The sequence below is a fragment of the Caballeronia choica genome (genome assembly GCF_001544535.1).
Taxonomy (GTDB): Bacteria; Pseudomonadota; Gammaproteobacteria; order Burkholderiales; family Burkholderiaceae; genus Caballeronia; species Caballeronia choica.
This window is the reverse complement of record NZ_FCON02000002.1, coordinates 69,404-88,987: the sequence shown is the minus strand read 5'-3', so window position 1 is coordinate 88,987 and position 19,584 is coordinate 69,404. Positions and strand designations below refer to the sequence as shown.

General features: G+C 63.6%; 17 protein-coding genes. 3 read left to right on the top strand and 14 right to left on the bottom strand.

All coding sequences use genetic code 11. The annotated features are described in order from the left end of the window. Position 1 precedes the first annotated feature (1 nt). Complete coding sequence (locus tag AWB68_RS01480; protein WP_087642597.1) at positions 2-934, bottom strand: electron transfer flavoprotein subunit alpha/FixB family protein; 933 nt, start codon at positions 932-934, stop codon at positions 2-4. 25 nt (positions 935-959) lie between these two features. Then, positions 960-1,709 carry an electron transfer flavoprotein subunit beta/FixA family protein gene (locus AWB68_RS01475; protein ID WP_087642663.1) on the bottom strand — a complete coding sequence of 250 codons (750 nt, stop codon included), beginning with the start codon at positions 1,707-1,709 and terminating at the stop codon, positions 960-962. 440 nt (positions 1,710-2,149) lie between these two features. Here AWB68_RS01475 and AWB68_RS01470 point away from each other — a divergent pair, with 440 nt between their 5' ends. Further along, positions 2,150-2,755, top strand: a complete 606-nt coding sequence (locus AWB68_RS01470; protein WP_087642596.1) for a DUF2889 domain-containing protein — start codon at positions 2,150-2,152, stop codon at positions 2,753-2,755. Between the two features lie 221 nt (positions 2,756-2,976). Here the strand turns inward: AWB68_RS01470 and AWB68_RS01465 are convergent, their stop codons facing one another. The 5 genes from AWB68_RS01465 to AWB68_RS01445 form a co-directional block, all read right to left on the bottom strand. Then, on the bottom strand, positions 2,977-3,885 hold the full coding sequence (locus AWB68_RS01465) for a TauD/TfdA dioxygenase family protein (RefSeq protein WP_087642595.1): 909 nt from the start codon (positions 3,883-3,885) through the stop codon (positions 2,977-2,979). A 152-nt stretch (positions 3,886-4,037) separates the two neighbouring features. After that, entirely contained in the window at positions 4,038-5,597 is a 1,560-nt protein-coding gene (locus tag AWB68_RS01460) for a long-chain-fatty-acid--CoA ligase (RefSeq protein ID WP_087642594.1), read from the bottom strand. Between the two features lie 134 nt (positions 5,598-5,731). Further along, entirely contained in the window at positions 5,732-6,562 is an 831-nt protein-coding gene (locus AWB68_RS01455; protein WP_087642593.1) for an SDR family NAD(P)-dependent oxidoreductase, read from the bottom strand. Positions 6,563-6,619: 57 nt separating this feature from the next. Continuing rightward, positions 6,620-7,807 (bottom strand): lipid-transfer protein, encoded by a 1,188-nt coding sequence (locus AWB68_RS01450; protein WP_087642592.1) that lies wholly within the window; start codon positions 7,805-7,807, stop codon positions 6,620-6,622. Positions 7,808-7,879: 72 nt separating this feature from the next. Next, positions 7,880-9,019 (bottom strand): acyl-CoA dehydrogenase family protein, encoded by a 1,140-nt coding sequence (locus AWB68_RS01445; protein ID WP_087642591.1) that lies wholly within the window; start codon positions 9,017-9,019, stop codon positions 7,880-7,882. A gap of 343 nt (positions 9,020-9,362) precedes the next feature. Between AWB68_RS01445 and AWB68_RS01440 the strand changes: the two genes are divergently transcribed. Both AWB68_RS01440 and AWB68_RS01435 read left to right on the top strand, forming a co-directional pair. Then, entirely contained in the window at positions 9,363-10,775 is a 1,413-nt protein-coding gene (locus AWB68_RS01440; RefSeq protein WP_087642590.1) for a coniferyl aldehyde dehydrogenase, read from the top strand. Between the two features lie 141 nt (positions 10,776-10,916). Continuing rightward, entirely contained in the window at positions 10,917-11,114 is a 198-nt protein-coding gene (locus tag AWB68_RS01435) for a DUF6900 domain-containing protein (RefSeq protein ID WP_087642589.1), read from the top strand. A 129-nt stretch (positions 11,115-11,243) separates the two neighbouring features. Here AWB68_RS01435 and AWB68_RS01430 read toward each other — a convergent pair whose 3' ends face one another. The 7 genes from AWB68_RS01430 to AWB68_RS01400 all read right to left on the bottom strand — a co-directional run bounded on the left by AWB68_RS01430 (position 11,244) and on the right by AWB68_RS01400 (position 19,569). Then, complete coding sequence (locus tag AWB68_RS01430; protein ID WP_087642588.1) at positions 11,244-12,059, bottom strand: citryl-CoA lyase; 816 nt, start codon at positions 12,057-12,059, stop codon at positions 11,244-11,246. Positions 12,060-12,206: 147 nt separating this feature from the next. Beyond that, positions 12,207-13,328, bottom strand: coding sequence for a porin (locus AWB68_RS01425; RefSeq protein ID WP_268810907.1), 1,122 nt, complete (start codon positions 13,326-13,328; stop codon positions 12,207-12,209). A gap of 276 nt (positions 13,329-13,604) precedes the next feature. After that, positions 13,605-15,314, bottom strand: coding sequence for a GMC family oxidoreductase (locus AWB68_RS01420; protein ID WP_087642586.1), 1,710 nt, complete (start codon positions 15,312-15,314; stop codon positions 13,605-13,607). A gap of 242 nt (positions 15,315-15,556) precedes the next feature. Then, positions 15,557-16,339 (bottom strand): enoyl-CoA hydratase/isomerase family protein, encoded by a 783-nt coding sequence (locus AWB68_RS01415; RefSeq protein WP_087642585.1) that lies wholly within the window; start codon positions 16,337-16,339, stop codon positions 15,557-15,559. Continuing rightward, a complete protein-coding gene (locus tag AWB68_RS01410; protein ID WP_087642584.1) occupies positions 16,314-17,147 on the bottom strand; it encodes a helix-turn-helix domain-containing protein in 834 nt (277 codons plus the stop codon). The genes AWB68_RS01415 and AWB68_RS01410 overlap by 26 nt, the downstream gene beginning before the upstream one ends. An 88-nt stretch (positions 17,148-17,235) precedes the next feature. Then, positions 17,236-18,363: an acyl-CoA dehydrogenase family protein gene (locus AWB68_RS01405; protein WP_087642583.1), complete on the bottom strand. Its 1,128-nt coding sequence runs from the start codon at positions 18,361-18,363 to the stop codon at positions 17,236-17,238. A gap of 9 nt (positions 18,364-18,372) precedes the next feature. Then, a complete protein-coding gene (locus AWB68_RS01400; protein WP_087642582.1) occupies positions 18,373-19,569 on the bottom strand; it encodes an acyl-CoA dehydrogenase family protein in 1,197 nt (398 codons plus the stop codon). Between the last annotated feature and the right edge of the window lie 15 nt (positions 19,570-19,584).

The window sequence follows — 19,584 nt, the reverse complement described above, 5'->3', positions numbered from 1 at the left end:
CCTATACCGCGCTGACGACTTCCGGCACCACCGTGAACAGATCGCCCACGAGACCGTAATCGGCGACGCTGAAGATCGGCGCTTCAGGGTCCTTGTTGATCGCGACGATCACCTTCGAGTCCTTCATCCCGGCCAGATGCTGGATCGCGCCCGAGATGCCCACTGCGACATACAGTTGCGGCGCGACGATCTTGCCGGTCTGGCCCACTTGATAGTCGTTGGGTACGAAGCCGGCATCGACGGCCGCGCGCGACGCGCCCATTGCCGCGCCGAGCTTGTCGGCGAGTGGTTCCAGCACCGTCGTGTAGTTCTCGCCGCTGCCCAGGCCCCGGCCGCCCGAGACGATGATCTTCGCCGAGGTCAGTTCCGGACGGTCCAGCTTCGTCACTTCGCGGCTTACGAACTGCGAAACGCCTGCGTCGGCGGCGGCTTCGATTTTCTCAATCGATGCACTGCCGCCTTCGACTGCCACCGGGTCGAAACCGGTCGTGCGGACCGTGACGACCTTGATCGGGTCAGCCGACTGCACCGTGGCGATCGCGTTGCCCGCGTAGATCGGGCGTTCGAACGTATCGGCGCTGTCGACCGCGGTGATGTCGCTGATCTGCGCGACATCGAGTTTCGCCGCGACGCGCGGGGCAATGTTCTTGCCATAGGCGGTTGCCGGCGCGAGGATATGCGAATAATCCTTCGCGATCTTCAGCACCGTCGCTTCGACGTTTTCCGCCAGACCGACGGCGAGTTGCGGCGCATCGGCCAGCAGCACCTTCGACACCCCCGCGATCCTTGCGGCAGCTTCTGCTGCGGCCTGCGCGTCGTGGCCCGCGACCAGCACGTGAACATCACCGCCGATCTTTTGAGCCGCTGCGATCGTGTTCAGCGTCGCCGCCTTGATCGATGCGCCATCGTGTTCTGCAATTACCAGATTCGTCATTTCGTGCGTCTCCTGTTTTGCCTGTTCAAAGCACCTTGGCTTCGGTCTTGAGTTTCTCGACCAGCGCCTTTACGTCGGCGACCTTTACGCCGGCCGAGCGTTTCGGCGGCTCGCTGACTTTGATCGTCTTCAGGCGCGATGTGACATCGATACCGAGGTCCTCGGGCTTGAGCGTCTCAAGCGGCTTCTTCTTGGCCTTCATGATGTTAGGCAGCGTCACATAGCGTGGCTCGTTCAGGCGCAGGTCGGTCGTGACCACGGCGGGCAACTTCAGCGACAGCGTTTCCGAGCCGCCATCGACTTCACGCGAGACGGTGGCCTTGCCATCGGCGATCGTCACCTTCGATGCGAACGTCGCCTGCGGCAGGTTCGCCAGCGCGGCGAGCATCTGGCCGGTCTGGTTCGAATCGTCGTCGATGGCCTGCTTGCCGAGGATCACCAGTTGCGGCTGCTCCTTGTCGACCACCGCCTTCAACAGCTTCGCAACCGCCAGCGGCTGCAAGTCCTCATTCGATTCGACCAGGATCGCGCGATCCGCGCCGATGGCGAGCGCCGTGCGCAATGTTTCCTGACACTGTGCGACACCGCAAGAAACAGCGATCACCTCGGTCGCCGCGCCCGCTTCGCGCAGACGCACCGCCTCCTCGACCGCGATCTCGTCGAACGGATTCATCGACATCTTCGCGTTCGCAATATCGACACCCGTGCCGTCCGACTTCGCGCCAACCTTCACGTTCGCGTCGACCACGCGTTTGACTGCCACAACGATCTTCAAAATGAGTTCCTCCAAAAGACGTATCCGTGTGTGATTCGGCCGTACTGAATCCAATGACGAAATTATCGCGGCGCACCTCGTGACCACGATTTCCTCGACGCTCATGGTGCTGGCCACCTCGTCTGGATGACCTACCCAAAGTGGGTAGGCGCGGGATTACACCGAGCCATGGCCGAAGCCGGCAAACGTGCGGCGGAAGTGGCCTGTGGCCCGAGCTTCATGCAGGATTCCACACCTGTGCCTTCGGACTTCCCCCCCGATATGGGGAGTCGCTAGCCGCTCACGTGCGGCGACCATGAACATGGCACCTCTTCGCAACCGCGAGCGATGCAACTTGGCTTCAGTCATACGCGCGGCGGTCCGGCACGCCTCAATGCGTCGCCAGACAGTCAACGGCAACGCTGGCGCCCTTCGACGCCGATTTACCCAGGTGAAACCTCATGAACGCAACCAGTCACCCAACGTCCGAACGAACGCTGGTCCACACGCGCCAGATCACCTGCGACGCGTATGTGCGCAGCGACGGCCTGTATGAGATCGAAGGCCGCATGGTCGACCAGAAGACCTACGAGGCCGTGCTACCCTTCAAGACCGTGGCGCCGGGGGTGCCGTTTCACGACATGCGCATCACCATGGCGGTGGATTCGGACATGGTGATCCGGCACGTCGAAGCGCGCACGGCGGCCGCACCGACGCCGTACTGCACTGAAATGAATGCGACGTACGCGTCGTTGGTCGGCGTATCGATCGGGCCGGGTTTCAAGGCCGAGGTCAAAGCTCGTGTGGGCGGCGCGAAAGGCTGCACGCACCTGACCGACCTGCTCGGCCCAATGGCGACCACGGTCATTCAGGCGTCGCTCGCCCAGATGCAGACGGCGGAGCGGGTGCGCATGCTCACCGACTCCGAGTTGCCAATGCCAAAGCCCTGGGTGATCGGCACCTGCCACACGTATCGCATGGATGGCGAAGCCGTGAAGGTGATATGGCCAGAAGGAAGGCGTATGACGGTGCAGGACCGGCCGAAGGCCGAAGGCACCGGGGATTGACGTCCAGCAGGGCGTCCCGGCAAGACGCAGCCGGGCGCCGCCCGTCATGAAAAAAAGCGCGCGAAGGTCGCGCCTGACAGCCTCGATGTGGCATCGCCGGTCGTTGCTGACCGGTGCGGAAGTAGCGGAACCTGCCGCCCGGCCATGAATGACTGGATGACTGGAAGAAGAACGCATCCGTCATCCAGTGTGCTCTCAGGTCCGCACCGATGCCTCGCGGCTCACACTGGCCGGTCGCCGATGATGGTCGCGCGGTTCATGTGACGGACTGCGGGATAGTAGTCTTGAACCGCATAGTGCTGGGTCGACCGGTTGTCCCACAAGGCGATCGTGTTCGGCTGCCATTTGAGGCGAACCTGGTACTCGGGCGCTGCCGCCTGACGGTAGAGATATTGCAGCAGATCCATTTCACCGAGCCGGAAGTCGGAGCCGATACGGTATGGCTGCTCTTTCGCAAAGTTGGCGAGGTGCGTCGTGAAGCCCTCGTTCACGTAAAGGATCTTTTCGCCGCTTTCGGGATGCGTGCGCACCACCGGATGAACCATCGGCGGATACTTCTTGCGCATGTTCGCGTATTGCTCGTCTGACAGCGCCTGGCCGAATGTCGGCATGGCGTCATGCACGGCCTGCAGTCGCGCGATGCGGGTCTTCACGTCGTCGGACAGATTTTCATAGGCCGCGACCATGTTGATCCAGATCGTATCGCCACCCACTTCCGGGCACTCCACGCAACGCAGCATCGATGCCATCGAAGGCACTTCGCGCCACGAGACATCGGAGTGGTAGAGGTTTTCGCGACCGGGATTACCCTTGCCGTGGCCGAACACGACCAGTTCCGGATGGTCCGGATGGTGCGAGATCATCGGATGGACTTCGAGTTCGCCAAAGCGCCGGGCCACCGCGACGTGTTGCGCCGGGGTAATGTTCTGGTCGCGGAAAAACAGCACCTTGAACTTGACCAGCGCGCGGCGCAGCGCGAGGTACGTGTCATCGTCGAGCGGCTCGCGCAGATCGATATCACCGACCTCGGCGCCGATCGTCGGCGTATGGCGCCTGATCGTGAAAGGCCAGCTTCCTGAGTCTTGAGCGTGGGTTACTGCGGGGCGGGTTTCGTCAACGGCGGATAGCATGTCATGTCTCCATGGGTCTGTCATTTCGTTCGCCGCCCGGCGCGTCGATGTGCAGCGGCGGCCTTTCTGCGAACGAGGTTCATCAATGGGTGGATCGGGTCTGGCGTCACGGGCAGTGAGCAGCACGCCCGTACCGGTCCGCGCGGACCGGATTACGCCGGTTGCTTCCAGTAAGGCGCGCGCAGTTCGGTCTTGAGGATCTTCCCGACACTCGACAGCGGCAGCGTCTCGCGAAAGTCCACACTCACGGGACACTTGTAGCCCGCGATCTGCTCGCGACAATGCGAACGGACGGACTCAAGCGTCGTCTGCGCGCCTGGCTTGAGCACGATCACGGCGTGCACCGACTCCCCCCACTTCTCGTGCGGCACACCGATCACCGCACACTGCGCAATCGCCGGATGACTTGCGAGCGCCTTTTCGACTTCGGCGGAATAGACGTTCTCGCCGCCGCTCACGATCATGTCCTTGATACGGTCGACAAGGAAAATAAAGCCGTCCTCGTCCATGTAGCCTCCGTCACCGGTATGCATCCAGCCATTGCGAATCGCTTCGGCGGTCGCGTCGGGTTTGTTCCAGTAGCCGAGCATCACGTTGGGACCGCGTGCCACGATCTCGCCGACCGTCCCGCGCGGCACTTCCTTGCCCTCCATGTCGACGATCCGGACCTCCACCGTATGCGCCGGGCGGCCCACCGAATGCATCTTGCCGTTGAGAAGGCCTTCGTCCGTGTGATGTTCCGGCCCAAGAATGCTGACCACGGGCGCCATTTCAGTCATGCCGTAGCCCTGGGAAAACGTGACGCCCGGAAAGGCTGCGCGCGCGCGGGCCATCAGTGCAGGTGTCATCGGCGAGGCACCGTAACGGAAACTTCGCAGCGACGACACATCCAGTTGCGCCGCGCGCGCGGGATTCTGTTCCAGCCAGTCCAGGCCCATCTGGATCATCGTGGGCGCCAGAAGAAAATGCGTGACCTTGTACGCTGCGATCGATTCCATCATGCGGCCCGGATCATACGAAGCGAGTGCCGCGTGCGTGCCTCCCACGAGAAAGACGCCATTGATCGCCGCAAAACAGGCGAGATGAAACATCGGCATGACGTGCATATACGTCACTGTCTCTTCCAGCGTGCCGGACATGGGCTGGTTGCAGGCCGACGAGATCAGGTTGGTATGGCTCAGCATCACCCCTTTCGGAACGCCGGTCGTGCCACCCGTATAGAAGATGCCTGCGAGGTCGTCGCCGCGCCGGTATGCGTCCTCCATCGGCTGGCTGTCCGCCACCAGCGCTTCGTAGTTCAGCATGCCGGCGGGCGTCTCGCCGTCGCCCGCATAGATCACGTGACGCATGCTCGGGCACTGTGCGGCGACTTTCCGGCCGAGATCGACAAACGGATCGTCGACGATCATCACCGACGTGCTGCAGTCATTGAACGAATACAGGACTTCCGCTGCGCTCCAGCGGATATTCACCGGGTTGAGCACGGCGCCGGCCCAGGGGACGGCCATGTAGTACTCGATATAGCGCGCCGAATTGAGCGAAAACATCGCCACGCGGTCGCCGTCCTGCACGCCCAGCTTGCGCAGGGCTGCAGCGAGACGCGCCACCCGGTTGCCGAGTTTCGCATAGGTGAGGGTCTGATCGTTGAATCGTACCGCGATCTTGTTGGGGCGCTGCTGCATCGAACGATGCAGGCCCTGCGTCATATACATGCGAGTGTCTCCGTTTAGCCCCGACATGCGCGGGGCTGACGCGGTCTCTTTACGGACCGCTCCAACGACGAATTTCAGTCCAGGGATGGCGGAACGGCCGACGCGATCGCACCGGCCGCCACTGGGTCAACCGATCAGAAGCCGCCGCGACCGCCGCCGCAAATCAGCGTCTGGCCCGTCACGTAATTCGACTCGGGGATGCAGAACATGTAGACCGATCCCGCCGCCTCCTCCGCCGTGCCCGGACGACCCAGCGCGATCTCCTTGCTGGCCGCCACGATGCGGTCCGGATTCACGCCGACCTTGATCGCGTGGCCTTCGATGCTGACGGTTTTCTCTTCGGTGGTCGGCTCGGTCAGACGCGTGGCGATGAAGCCGAATGCAACGCAGTTCACGTTGACCTTCATGCGGCCCCATTCGCGTGCGAGCGTCTTGGTCATGCCCATCACGCCCGCCTTCGCGGCGGAATAATTGACCTGGCCGGCATTGCCCTGGGTGCCGGAGACTGACGAGATATTGACCACCTTGCGGAACACTTCCTTGCCGGCTTCGGCTTCCGCCTTGCTGACTTCGCGGAAGTACGGCTGGACCGCGCGCAGCAGGTTGAACGGGGCCTTCAGATGGCAGTCGATGATGGCGTCCCACTGCTCGTCGCTCATCTTCTGGATCACGTTGTCCCACGTGTACCCTGCGTTGTTGACGATGATGTCGATGGCGCCGAATTTCTCCAGCGTGGCCTTCACCAGACGTGAACCGAAATCGCTGTCGGTGACGTTGCAGGCGAAAGCCAGTGCTTCGCCACCCGCGTTCGCGATCTCCGCGACGACTTCATTGGCCGGCGCGGCGTCGAGGTCGTTGACGACCACGCGAGCACCCTGGCTCGCCAGCTTCAGCGCCACTTCGCGTCCGATCCCGCGGCCCGCGCCCGTCACGATGGCCACTTTGCCTTGCAAGGTCTTGCTCATAGTCTTGTTACTCCAATCAAAGGTTCAAGCGGCAGCGCCGATGCTTCCGCTTCGATTTCAGTTCTTGCCGTACAGCGTGACGACGCACGCGCCGCCCAGACCCAGGTTGTGCTGAAGCGCCAGCTTCGCGCCTTCCACCTGACGCTTGTCGGCGGTGCCGCGCAGTTGATTCGTCAACTCGTAGCACTGTGCGAGACCGGTGGCGCCAAGCGGGTGGCCCTTGGACAACAGGCCGCCCGACGGATTGGTCACGACCTTGCCCCCATACGTGTTGTCGCCGTCCATGATGAATTTCTCGGCCTCGCCGGTCGGGCAAGAGCCGAGCGCCTCGTAGGTCAACAGTTCGTTATGGGCGAAGCAGTCGTGCAATTCACAAACCTTGATGTCTTCCGGACCCACGCCGGCCTGTTCGTAGACCTTTTTCGCAGCGGCACGCGCCATGTAACCGCCCACGTAGGCGATCATCGAAGGCGGATCGAACGATTCGACCGGGTCGGTCGTCATGGCCTGGGCGAGGATCTGCACGTCGGTGCGCAGGTTGTGCTTCTTCGCGAAGCGCTCCGACACGATCAGCGCGGCAGCGGCGCCGCAGGTCGGCGGGCAAGCCATCAGACGCGTCATCACGCCCGGCCACATCACCTTGTCGTTCATGACGTCTTCAGTCGAGACGACGTTCTTGAACAGCGCCAGCGGATTGTTCGAGGCGTGACGGCTGGCCTTGGCCCGGATCGCCGCAAAGGCTTCCATCTTCGTGCCGTACTTCTGCATGTGTTCGCGACCGGCGCCGCCAAAGCTGCGCAGCGCGTTGGGCAGGCCTTCGACATCGCCCGTGAGCTGCTGCACCACCGGCTGAAAGCGCGCCCGCGTGGGCGGGCGGTCATCCCAGTGCGACTTCAGCGCGCCCGCCTGCATCTGCTCGAAACCGAGTGCCAGCACGCAATCGGCATCGCCCAGCGCGACGGCCTGGCGCGCCATATAGAGCGCGGTCGAGCCGGTCGAGCAATTGTTGTTGACGTTGACGACGGGAATGCCCGTCATGCCCACTTCGTACAGCGCGGTCTGGCCGCAGGTCGAATCGCCATACACATAGCCGACATAAGCCTGCTGCACCAGTTCATAGCCAATGCCGGCGTCAGCCAGCGCGCGGCGCACCGCATCGGCGCCCATGTCGGTGTAGCTCGGGCTTGCACCGGGCTTCGAGAACGGGATCATCCCGACGCCGCCAACCAGTACCTTCTCGCTCATTTCGCTTCCTTTGATGTGAAAGGGTGTGACCGCCGGCCTGCAAACGATCGGCAGCCGCCGTAGTTCACTGCTCTATAGCTTTCGCGCGATCAGCTCACGCATCACTTCGTTCGCACCGCCCACCACGCGCGATACGCGGTAGTCGGTGAATGCGCGCGCAATCGGATACTCCAGCATGTAGCCATAGCCGCCATGCAGCTGAACCATGTCGTCGATGCACTTCCACAGCGTTTCCGTGGCATGCATCTTCGCAATGGCCGCCTCGTTCACGGTCAGCTTGCGGCGCATGTGTTCGCCGAGGTAGTAGTCCACCATCGTGCGCAACGCCACCGAATGCGCCTTGACATCGGCAAGCTTGAATTTCGTGTTCTGGAAATCCCACACCGTCTGGTTGAACGCCTTGCGATCCTTCACGTAGTCGAGCGTGATGCCAAGCAGGCGCTCGAGCGCCGCCGCTGCGTACAGCGCAATGATCAGGCGCTCCTGGGCAAGCTCCTGCATCAGATAGCCGAAGCCCTGATTCAATTCACCCAGCAGGTTGCCGATGGGCACGCGCACATCGTCGAAGAACAGCTCGGCGGTGTCCGCTGCGGGCTGACCGACCTTCTGGAGCTTGCGGCCACGACGGAACCCGGCACGATCCGTCTCGACCATGATCAGGCTCACGCCCTTCGCGCCGGCAGGCGGATCGGTCTTGCAGACCAGCATGATCATGTCGGCGCTCATGCCGTTCGAAATAAACGTCTTGCTCCCATTGATGACGAACTCGTCGCCATCGCGCACGGCCGTGGTGCGGCACGCCTTCACATCGGAACCCCCACCCGGCTCTGTGATGCCAACCGCGAGAATGGTTTCGCCCGCGCAAATGCCGGGAAGCCAGCGCCGCTTCTGTTCCTCGGTGCCGAGGCGATTGACGTACGGCGCGATGATGTCGGAATGCAGGGAAAATCCTGCGCCCGAGATGCCGGCGCGGTGCATTTCCTCCAGCACGACGGCCGAATGCCCGAAATCCCCGCCGCCGCCGCCGTATTCGGTCGGGATGGCGACGCACAACAGGCCCTCGCGGCCCGCCTTCAGCCAGGTTTCGCGGTCGACACGCCCCGCTTCGTCCCACGCCGCCTGGCGCGGCACGCATTCGCGGTCAAAAAAGCGACGCGCGCTCTCGCGCAGCATTTCGTGATCCTCGCGGAAAACGGTGCGATTCACTTCCATTGAACGACTCTCCCGATCCTGTCTGTGTTGGCTGGCCGCCATTGATGGGGTACGACGATGCAACAGGACGATGATGGTCGCGCAGGCAGGCGCCCTCCCTACCCGGTTTGGGGGGGATCGGATGCGCTGGCACAAAAGGGATCGAGTAGATCGGTGAGGCGCGGCAGAAACATGCCGACGAAACCCTGACCAACCAGGGGGCGCCTGCCCGGGCACCTCCCCGTTTCGGGGAGGTGCCGGCGTCCCGGTGCATCGTAGCTTATGCACAAGGCGTGGCGGAACCCGTCAGCGCAAGCCCGGGGCGCTACGCCCCTTGATTCGAAAACAGCCAGAGGGAAATACCATGCGCACGATTGAAAACGACTCCCGTGCCCAGATCCACGACATCCTGACCCGGCAGCGCCTCGCCAGCCTCGCCGGCGAGCCGTGGAGCGCCGCACAACGCTGCGAACTGATCGACCGCGCCATCGGCCTGCTGGTGGATCACGAACAGGCAATCGTCGAGACCCTGGCGGCGGACTTCGGTCACCGGAGTCGCGACTTTTCAAGAATCGTCGACGTGCTGTCCCCCATCGCTACCCTGAAGCACACCCGGACACAGATCGCGGAGTGGATGAAAGCGGAACCGCGCCCGAGTCAGCGCGGCGACGCCTGGGTGCAGTATCAGCCGCTCGGCGTGGTCGGGATTCTGACCGCCTGGAACTTTCCGGTGAACATGGTGTTCGCCGGTCTGGCGGGCGCGCTCGCCGCCGGCAACCGGGTGATGATCAAAGTCTCGGAATTCAATCCGGAAACGTCCGCGCTGATGGCGCGGATATTTCCGTCAGTGTTCGCGGAAGATGAAGTTGCGGTGATCACGGGCGGCCCGGAGGTCGGCCAGACGTTTTGCAGCCAGCCGTTCGATCGCCTGCTGTTTACCGGCGCGACCAGCATCGGCAAGCACGTGTTGCGCGCCGCCGCCGAGCATCTGGTTCCCGTGACGCTGGAGCTGGGCGGCAAGTCTCCGGCCATCGTCTCGCGCTCGGCTGACTTCAAGGGCGCGGTGAGCAAGATCCTCGCGGGAAAGCTGCTCAATGCCGGGCAGGTGTGTCTGGCGCCCGACTATGTGTTCGTGCCGGAGGAATCGGTTGACGCCTTCATCGACGCCGCAAGGGAAGCGGTCTCCAAGATGTTCCCGACGCTCAGGGACAATCCGGACTACACGTCGGTGATCAACGCGCGACATTTTCAGCGCTTGCACGGATATCTCGACGAGGCCCGCGCCGCAGGCGTCGAATTGATCGAACTGAATCCCGTTGGCGAAGATTTCAGTGACCAGCCGCATCGCAAGATGGCGCCGACCCTGCTGCGTGATCCCGGCGATGAACTGACGGTCATGCAGGACGAGATTTTCGGGCCGCTGTTGCCGGTCAAGCCGTACAAGACGATGGCCGAAGTGGTCGCTTTCATCAACGCCCGTCCGCGTCCGCTCGGTCTCTACTATTTCGGCGAGGACGCCGCCGAGGAATCGCTGGTGCTCGAGCGCACCTGCTCGGGCGGCGTGACGATCAACGACGTGGTCCGGCATGCGAGCGTCGAGAGCCTGCCTTTCGGCGGCGTGGGGCACAGCGGGATGGGCGCTTACCACGGACGCGAAGGCTTCCTGACCTTCAGTCACGCAAAGGCCGTGTACCGGACCGTGAACGCGCCAGACCTGACGCGCCCGCCGTTTACGGAAGACGCGCGGAAGATCGTGAACTCGATGATCACGCGCTAAGACGTTGAGCGCGCCTCCGCTTCACCGCGGAAGCCCGAAGAAACCAGGGCGCCGCCGTCATCCAGGTGCGCCCGGAGACTTCTGCATCAGATGAGAGTCATTCCTTTGAGTCCGACCTTGAGGGTCGATGGGAGCACAAAAATGTTCGATACCCTGAACGATGCACGCTTCGATTTGCTGACATTGATCGCCAGCGAAAGCCTCGGCATCGAAACGCTGGAGCCGACCGGAAAGGTGACGACGGATTTTCGCGTCGTGAACGTGGAACGTCTCGCACGGGCCCTCGAAACAGCCTACGACGTGGGGATGACCGCGGGCTACCGTCTGAGTAGCAGCTAGCCGCTCTGGAAACCGGAAGCAACGAGCGTGACATCGTCGCGCTCATTTCGGAAGGCCCGCGCATGCAGACCGCGCCACTGACTGCGGCGCGATCAGCCACACTTCCTTCAGGCATCGCTCGATGCGCGCTCAGGCGCTGCGGCGCACGGCATCCGCTCGCACGTCTCCGCGCAGGTGCGCCGATGCCTCGTCCTCGATGCGCTGCCAGATCTCGACGGCCATCGGCTTTTGCGCTTCTTCCATCAGATGCCCCACGAGCCCGATCGCCCGTGCCATGACGCCGAAACCGCGCACGATGGTCCACGGAAATCCGAACTCGCAACAGATCGCGCCCGCCGCGCCCGTCGCATTGATGGGCAGCGACTTGCCGGAAACGCGCTCCGCTTCCGCACCGATGAGCTTCATCAACCGGACGTAGTTGCCCGCCATGCCGTTCTCCGCTGCGAGCTGAAAGAGGCGCGGCGTGCGCGGATCAACCGGCTTGTGCAGCGGGTGCCCGAGGCCCGGAATGGTTGCGCCACGCGCACGATACGCGGCAACGGTATCGCGTGCGATCTGTTCAAGGTCAGCGTCTTCGGCGGGCTTCGGCAATGCCTCGGACAGCATGCGTGCAGCCCCTTCCATGCTGCCGACGAACACCGAGCCGAGCCCGCACAGGCCAGCGGCGACCGCGGCCTGCAGCGACTCCGGCGCGCCGGCATACGTCATGCGAGCGGCAATCGCGCTCGGGGTCATGCCGTGCTCGACGAGGGTGATCAGGATTGCGTTGAACATCGCGGACTGCTCGCGCGTCGGCGTGTTGCCGGTCAACTGCAACAATGCAAAATCGCCGAGGTTCATATGGCCGAGGATCTCATTGGGCAGATCCTTGCCGCGTACGACGATGCGGTCCGGCGTGCTGTACGCGATGTCGGAGCGGATGATGGGTTTGGGTGGGCGTGACATTGACTGGATTCCTCAGAATGGGAGACGGAAAATCGGTGTGGCGTAGCGCCAGATTGGGATCGTCACAGGAGAATGAACGAGACGGATCAGGCAGACACCCTGCACCGCGGCCCGACCCGGTCGGGCCGCGATCTGCATGAGCCGCGATCAGAAGCGGTGCGTCATGCCCACCACGACGAGGGTCTGCGACGCGTCGGGCTCGGTCACGGCGACGCCCGGCCAGCTCATGGTCGCACTGCCGTTGTTCTTCATGTATCCGGCCCGTGCGTAGAGACTGGTGCGCTTGGAGAGATTGTGATCGTAGCCAATCTGGATTCCCGGCGTGTTGTCGTGCGCACCGCGCACATTACGCTCGAATGCCGCGATTTCGACGACGTCCGCCGGCGTGGCCTGAATCGTCGCGCCCAGCTCTGCAATGCTATGCGAATGCCCCGCCCCGAGCAGCGCGGCGACCGACCCTGCCGGCGCATCCTTCGGACGGTTATACGAATAATTGAACTGGAAGTTCACGATGCCGAGCCGGTACGCGAGCGCGCCGATGAAGTGTTCCGTTGCGAGCAGATTCAGCCTGGCGGGCAATCCGGGGAACGTTTCCACTCCCGCGTGCTGGTTCTGATAGGCGAGACCTGCATAAAACCCGTAGCCCGAGTACGACAAGCCGAGATCCAGCATGTTACCGGTCGTGGAAGGCAGCGGTTGCGTCACCGTCGCGGCGAACCCGTACATCGCACCGAACTGCACCCCGCGCAGGTTGGGCGACTGGTACACGATCGAATTGCTGGTCCGCCCGGCCGCGTATTGCGTTGCGAGCGTGTTGCGATCGATCGCCAGCACCGCCGCCGCGAGCGGCGACAGGATTTCGTTGGCCCGGAATGGGTCAGTCGGATAGATGACCCGGAAGCTCGGCTGATATTGACGGCCGAAGCTCACTGAGCCGTAGTCGTCGTGCGAGAGGCCCACCCATGCCTGGCGATAGAACATCGCCGTCGTGTCGGCGAAGGCTGTCCCATTGTTGACGTTAAAGCCATTTTCAAGGACGAAGTTCGCCTTGAGGCCGCCGCCGAGATCTTCGTTGCCCTTGAAGCCGAACAACGAACCCGTCGACCCCCCGCTACGCTCGGAAAAGGAATGGGTCCCGCCATTGTTCAGGTACTGACCGAACACATCGACGACGCCGTAAAGCGTCACGTTCGTGTCGGCCATCGCGGCGCCTGCCGAGACAACCAGGGTAGCGCTGCAAATGCACTTGCTGAAATGCCTGAAATCCACGCATGTCTCCTCTTTTAATTTCCGCTCAATGGCGGATACGGTCTCATTGCTGTGCTGCCGGAGAACCGGCTGCAAGGTACAGCCCGCCGGTTGACGCATGGGAACCGGCGGCCGAATGGATGGAGCAGCGGACACTGAGCGTGCGAGGCGTTCGAAAGCGTGTCGGCGAGCAGGTCTGTCTGTTCTGCCGGCATGACTTTGCGCGCCTCGGCGCGACCTTTGCGACGCGCCGTTGCGTCCGAAGCGTGCGCTTCCTTCCTGTGTTGACTGACCGCTTCAGACGGTCGCAGCAGCCCTTGCGTCCGTCCGCGCATGGCGCATCATGTCCGCGGCCTTTTCGGCGATCATGATCGACGGTGCGTTCGTGTTCCCTCCGATCAGTGTCGGCATCACCGACGCATCGACCACCCGCAGTCCCTCTACGCCGCGCACGCGCAACGCAGGGTCGACGACCGCCGTCGAGCCTGTCCCCATGCTGCAGGTCCCGACGGGATGGAAGACCGTATCCGCATGGCTTCGGATAAAGCTTCGAATCGCATCCTCGTTGGTATCGTCGTCGCCAAAATCGCCGGTGGAAAGTTCGCGGCCGCCCATTCCGTCAAGCGAGCGCTGCGCGAAGATGCGCCGCACGATCCGCACGCCATCCACCAGACCGTCGAGGTCCCGTTCGTCGGACAGAAAGCGCGGATCGATCAGCGGAGCGTCGCGCAAGTCGGGCGATCGCAGACGCACTTCCCCGCGGCTATGGGGACGCAACACGCATACGTGACATGAGTAACCGTGGCCGCGCGGGCGCTTCTTGCTGCCGCGATCGCCAAGCAAGGCCGGCACGAAATGCAACTGCAGATCGGGTACGTCGAGTTCTGCGCGGCTTTTGACAAAGCCGCCCGCCTCCGCGAGATTCGACGTGATCATGCCCGTGCGATGCCGTCGGTACCGGTGAATCTCGCGGATGAGACGCAACGCACCCGGCAGCGAACGGCCGAACAAGTCCGTCGAGTGAAGCTGCTTGTTGACGACGATGTCGAGGTGATCCTGCAGATTCTGTCCGACGCCAGGAAGGTCACGCACGACCTCGATACCCAGTTCGCGCAGATGGGCCGCTGGCCCGACACCCGAAGCCATCAACAGTTGCGGCGAGTTGAACGCCCCGGCGCAGAGCACGACTTCGCGCCTCGCCCGCACCGTCTGCATGACGCCGTCGCGCACGACCGATACGCCGCGGGCACGCTTGCCTTCGAACACAATCTTGAGCGCCTGGGTGTCGGTCAGCACGGTGAGGTGGCTCCGGCCGCCATTCAGGCGGGTATCGCGCACATCGCCGCCGTGCAGGAAAGCGCGCGCCGTATTCCAGCGCTCTCCGTTGTGCTGCGTCACCTGGTACAGCCCGACGCCATCCTGCTTCTCGCCGTTGAAGTCGTGGTTGAACGGAAAACCGGCCTGCTGCGCGGCCTGGATGAAGCGCCGGGAAAACGGGTTGGGCGAGCGCAGTTCGCTCACATGCAGCGGGCCTTCGCCGCCGTGCCACGGATTGTCATCGGTGCCGGCATGCAGCTCATGACATTCGCTACGGCGGAAATACGGCAGCACATCGCGGTAGCTCCAGCCGTCACAACCGGCCGCTGCCCAGTCGTCATAGTCCTTGCGATGGCCCCGGATGTAGACCATGCCGTTGATCGAAGAACTGCCGCCGAGACCGCGACCGCGCGGCTGCCAGGAGCGCCGGCCGTTCATTGCCGCTTGCGGCACGCTGTAGTAGCCGTAATTGCGCGGCCCCGCGCGCACCGCCGTCACCGCAATGCCAATCGGTGCCGATACGGTGTAGTGGTGATCGGTGGGACCGGCCTCCAGCAACACCACCGTCACGCCCGGATCTTCCGCCAGTCGCGATGCGATCGCGCACCCGGCCGAGCCTGCGCCCACGACGACATAGTCGAATTCAATCGCGTTCGACGCCGAGTCTTTCCCGTTTCCTGATTGCTTCATGCCGCGCTTTCCATAGGTAAGTATCAACGTAACCGGCGCACTCGATGTCGGCTGTCAGGCACCGCCCATCACGGGCCACCCTCTTTGTGCCAGGCGGGCCAAAGCGCGCAGCGCTCATGCGCAGTGCGGATCGCACGACTGGTCATTGCTGTTTGCCGTTACCCATACCGTAGGCCCACCATAAACATGCGTCGTGGTCCGAAGGGAGGAACGTGAATGACGATTTGCATCGTCCTAACGAACTACGGCTTCGGCCACTGGAACGCCAGCGCTTCCTTGCGCATGAATCGCCCGGTGGCGTCTCTCAAATACGGAGTGGTCATTGCAACGGCCTGTGCGTTCGCTTCGGCATCCAGCAGCGAAGCCAGGTCAAGCTCCAGGGTTCGGGCCAGCAGCCGCTTCGTCATCGCAAAGCCGTCCGGCGACAGCGAAGCCAGCGCCTCGGCCAGCTCCCGTGCGCGAGGCGCAACCCGCTCCGGCGGGTGCACTTCCAGCACCAGACCGAGATCGAGCGCCTCGGCACCGGAGACCTCCCGCGCGGAATAGATCAGCTCGCGGGCTCTTTGCATGCCGACCATGCGTGGCAGCGTGTAGGCCACGCCGAAATCCGGCACGAGTCCAATGCGGGAAAAAGCGAGGCAAAAGCGCGTGCGCTCCGATGCCACGACAAAATCGGCCAGCAGCGCGAGTCCAAAACCGGCGCCGTAGGCGACGCCATCGACCGCTGCGATGACGGGACGATCGAAGTCGGCGAGCGCACGGATCACGCGATGGCTGTCGACCATACGCGCACGCGTCGTGACTGCATCGATTCCGCTATGCATCGAGGAAACATCGCCGCCGGCACAGAAGTCACTCCCGGCGCCGGTCAGCACGAGCGCCCTGACAGACTCATCCCGACGTAGCGCCTGCAAGGCGTCGTCCAGTTCGCGCAGCATGGCCGAGCTGATTGCGTTTTTGCGGGCGGGATTGTCGAGCACCAGCGTCGCGACGCCCCTTTCAACCGAAACCTTTATCGTTGTCATCGAAGTGACCTCTCTGGATCAAGTGGCGGAACGACCCTGCCCCTTCCGGCGTGGCCGCATTGCTCATGCCATCGGACGGCCACGACGCGGACGCCGTTGACCACGTCAATGCAGGACACCAGGCGAGCTTTGCCAGTTTCGCCGGGCTGCATCTGAAGTGCCGTGAAGCCGTTGCGTCGAACCGCGCGAACGATGCAAAGCCCGCCTGCACGGCAAGACGCTTCAGGTCCGCTTGCGCGGGCGGCGGCGCAAGCAGTGCAAGGAGCGCGCGCATCAGCCGCTGCTCCCGCACGATCGCCGTGAGCGCGCTGCCTTCGCGAAAAAGTTGTGTGCTGAGTTCGCGAGGCGTCATGCCAGCGTGCTCTGCCATTCGACCCGACGACCAGTCCGCGGCCGGGTTCAGGAACACGGCACGGGCCAGCCGGATCGACAGCGCCTGATCGGTATCGCAATGACGCAGCGACGGCGCCGCACCATCGGTTACGCGAATCGCCGCATTCGGCGAATCATCGTCGATATGCAGATGCAGTTCGTGCCCTGCTCGCGCGTCGGTGATCGTCGCGCCCTCGTAGTGCAGTACCCGGTACGCTGGCACGACCAGCGACGCGCCTTCAATCAGAATGCCCGAGCGCCGGGCACTCGCGAGCCGGTGTTCGCCCCGCCGCGCGGTGACGCGAACGACGAAGGGCAGGCGCAGGTTGTAAAGCCTCAGCGGCTCGCGCCACCCTGCCGCGCTTCGTGAGCGTGACAGGCTGTTCGTGCGGTGGGGGGCGGCACGGGTCGAGGAAAAGTCGTGCGTCCACAGCATGGTCGACTACCTTGTGCGAACCGGACGCCAGGCATCGCCGGACAACGCCTGTGCGATGTCCGGCGATGCGGTGCGGCGTATCGCGGGTTCAGTCTTGCAGGGTCCCGGCATAGCGCGCCACATGGTAGTCGCTGTCGCCGAGGAGGGGATCGAACATCGTCAACCGCTTCAGGTAGTCGCCCACCTCCAGTTCGTCCGTCATGCCCATGCCGCCGTGCAACTGCACCGCCTGCTGGCCGACAAAGCGCCCTGCTTTCGCGACCGTGACCTTGGCGGCGGACAGCATGCGGCGGCGCTGCGCCGGATCGCTTTCATCGAGCGCCTGCGCCGCGACATAGGCCATCGACAACGCCAGTTCCTTTTGCACCAGCATGTCGGCCATGCGATGCTGCAGCGCCTGAAATGCGCCCAGCGGCTGGCCGAACTGACGACGCGTGCGCAGATATTCCGCCGTGATCTCGATCAGCTTTTCCATCGCGCCCGCCGCCTCCGCGCACATCGCGGCGATGCCGTGATCGAGGCCGTGCGAGAGCGCGTCGAGCCCGTTGCCCGGCGCGCCGACGACGGCGTCTTCGCCGAGTGCCACGCCTTCCAGCTTCAGGTCTGCGGCACGCTGCCCGTCCATGGTCGGATAACCCGTGACGGTCAGGCCCGCCGAATCGCGTGGCACGATGAAAAGCCCGATGTCGTCGCCGCCGTCGATCTTCGCCGTCAACAGGAATGCATCGGCCGCTTCGCCGTGCCATACGAGCGACTTGACGCCAGTCAGCACATAGCCGGCCGGCGTGCGCCGGGCGACCGTGCGCGCGCCTTCCGGCCGGTAACGCGTACCCGGTTCGAGCCAGGCGGCGGTCACAATGCGTTTGCCGCTTGCGATGGCGAGCAACCAGGTGTCCTTCTGCGCCGGGCTGCCGAACGCGCTCAGCACTTCTGCCGCGATGACGCCGGCCGGAATGACCGGTTCATGCACCAATGCGCGTCCCAGTTCGCGCTGCACGACGAGCCGGCTCGCGGGACCCTCTCCGAAGCCGCCGTAACCATCCGGCACGGTGAGGCCGATCACGCCCATGTCCGCCAGCATCGTCCAGATTTGGGGGTCGAAGCTCGCGCCTTCGCGGGCGCGCGTGCGACGCTTTGCAAAGGTGTATTCGGTGTCGACAAAACGGCGCAGACTGTCCGCGAGCATCTGCTGCTCTTCGCTGTAAGTGAAATCCATGTCTGTTTCCTAGAACCCGAGGATCATCTTGGAGATGATGTTTTTCTGCACTTCGGTCGCTCCGCCGTAGATCGACGTCTTGCGCATGTCGAAATACGTGGACGCAGCGGGTGCCGCCCAGGCCGGCCCGCTGACCGGCTGCGCGGCGCCCGCCTCGAGCCATTGCGGCGAGTAGGGCCAGCCATGCGGCCCCGCGACCTCCTGCTGCAGCATCGCGATGTCCTGCTGGACTTCCGAGCCGCGGATCTTCACGATCGACGCCTCCGGCCCCGGCCCCTTGCCGGCGTCGGCCGTCGCCACGCGCAGCAGCAGCATTTCCAGCGCCATCAGATCCATTTCGACGCGCGCAATCTTGTCGCGCATGCGCACGTCGTCGAGCATCGTGCCTCCGCAGCCGTCCGGGGACTGCGCAGCGTACTGCTTCAACAGGCGCAGTTCGCGGTAGCAGTGGCCGATTCCGGCAATGCCCGTGCGCTCGTGCCCGAGCAGATACTTCGCGTAGGTCCAGCCGCGATTTTCCTCACCGACCAGGTTGGCGACGGGCACCTCGACATCTTCGAACCACGTCTCGTTAACATCGTGGCCACCGTCGAGCGTCACGATCGGACGCACGCTGACGCCGGGCGACTTCATGTCGATCAGCAGCATCGAAATGCCTTCCTGCGGCCGCGCTTCTGCGTTGGTGCGCACGAGGCAGAAGATCCAGTCGGCGTGATGCGCCATCGTGGTCCAGGTCTTCTGGCCATTCACGATATAGCGGTCACCTTTTCTGACCGCGCGCGTCTTGAGCGAAGCCAGATCGGAACCGGAGCCGGGCTCCGAATAGCCCTGACACCAGAAGTCTTCCACGGTCGGAATACGCGGCAGGAAGCGCGCCTGAAGTTCGGGGCTTGCGTACTTCATCAACACCGGTCCGATCATCGTGAGGCCGAACGGCAAGAGACGCGGCGCGCCCGCCCGCCCTGTTTCGATATCGAAGATGAGCCGTTGCAGCGTGTTCCAGCCGGTGCCGCCGAACGCCTTCGGCCAGCTCGGCGCGCCCCAGCCCTGCGCATGAAGAATGCGGTGCCAGCGCACGTAGTCTTCTTTCTCGATGCGCCGGTGTCCGAGCACCTTGTCGCGGATATCAGCCGGAAGTTGCGCCTGCACGAAGGCCCTGACTTCTTCGCGGAAGGCCTCTTCCGCTGCGGTAAAGCGTAAATCCATCTGCCTGTCCTTTTT

Bases quoted from the DNA above. Each gene is read 5' to 3' on its own strand.
- AWB68_RS01470 (WP_087642596.1), top strand. From the start codon at position 2,150: ATGAACGCAACCAGTCACCCAACGTCCGAACGAACGCTGGTCCACACG.
- AWB68_RS01420 (WP_087642586.1), bottom strand. From the start codon at position 15,314: ATGAAGCAATCAGGAAACGGGAAAGACTCGGCGTCGAACGCGATTGAA.
- AWB68_RS01465 (WP_087642595.1), bottom strand. From the start codon at position 3,885: ATGCTATCCGCCGTTGACGAAACCCGCCCCGCAGTAACCCACGCTCAA.
- AWB68_RS01410 (WP_087642584.1), bottom strand. From the start codon at position 17,147: ATGCTGTGGACGCACGACTTTTCCTCGACCCGTGCCGCCCCCCACCGC.
- AWB68_RS01435 (WP_087642589.1), top strand. From the start codon at position 10,917: ATGTTCGATACCCTGAACGATGCACGCTTCGATTTGCTGACATTGATC.
- AWB68_RS01430 (WP_087642588.1), bottom strand. From the start codon at position 12,059: ATGTCACGCCCACCCAAACCCATCATCCGCTCCGACATCGCGTACAGC.
- AWB68_RS01405 (WP_087642583.1), bottom strand. From the start codon at position 18,363: ATGGATTTCACTTACAGCGAAGAGCAGCAGATGCTCGCGGACAGTCTG.
- AWB68_RS01460 (WP_087642594.1), bottom strand. From the start codon at position 5,597: ATGTATATGACGCAGGGCCTGCATCGTTCGATGCAGCAGCGCCCCAAC.
- AWB68_RS01450 (WP_087642592.1), bottom strand. From the start codon at position 7,807: ATGAGCGAGAAGGTACTGGTTGGCGGCGTCGGGATGATCCCGTTCTCG.
- AWB68_RS01445 (WP_087642591.1), bottom strand. From the start codon at position 9,019: ATGGAAGTGAATCGCACCGTTTTCCGCGAGGATCACGAAATGCTGCGC.
- AWB68_RS01480 (WP_087642597.1), bottom strand. From the start codon at position 934: ATGACGAATCTGGTAATTGCAGAACACGATGGCGCATCGATCAAGGCG.
- AWB68_RS01400 (WP_087642582.1), bottom strand. From the start codon at position 19,569: ATGGATTTACGCTTTACCGCAGCGGAAGAGGCCTTCCGCGAAGAAGTC.
- AWB68_RS01455 (WP_087642593.1), bottom strand. From the start codon at position 6,562: ATGAGCAAGACCTTGCAAGGCAAAGTGGCCATCGTGACGGGCGCGGGC.
- AWB68_RS01440 (WP_087642590.1), top strand. From the start codon at position 9,363: ATGCGCACGATTGAAAACGACTCCCGTGCCCAGATCCACGACATCCTG.
- AWB68_RS01415 (WP_087642585.1), bottom strand. From the start codon at position 16,339: ATGACAACGATAAAGGTTTCGGTTGAAAGGGGCGTCGCGACGCTGGTG.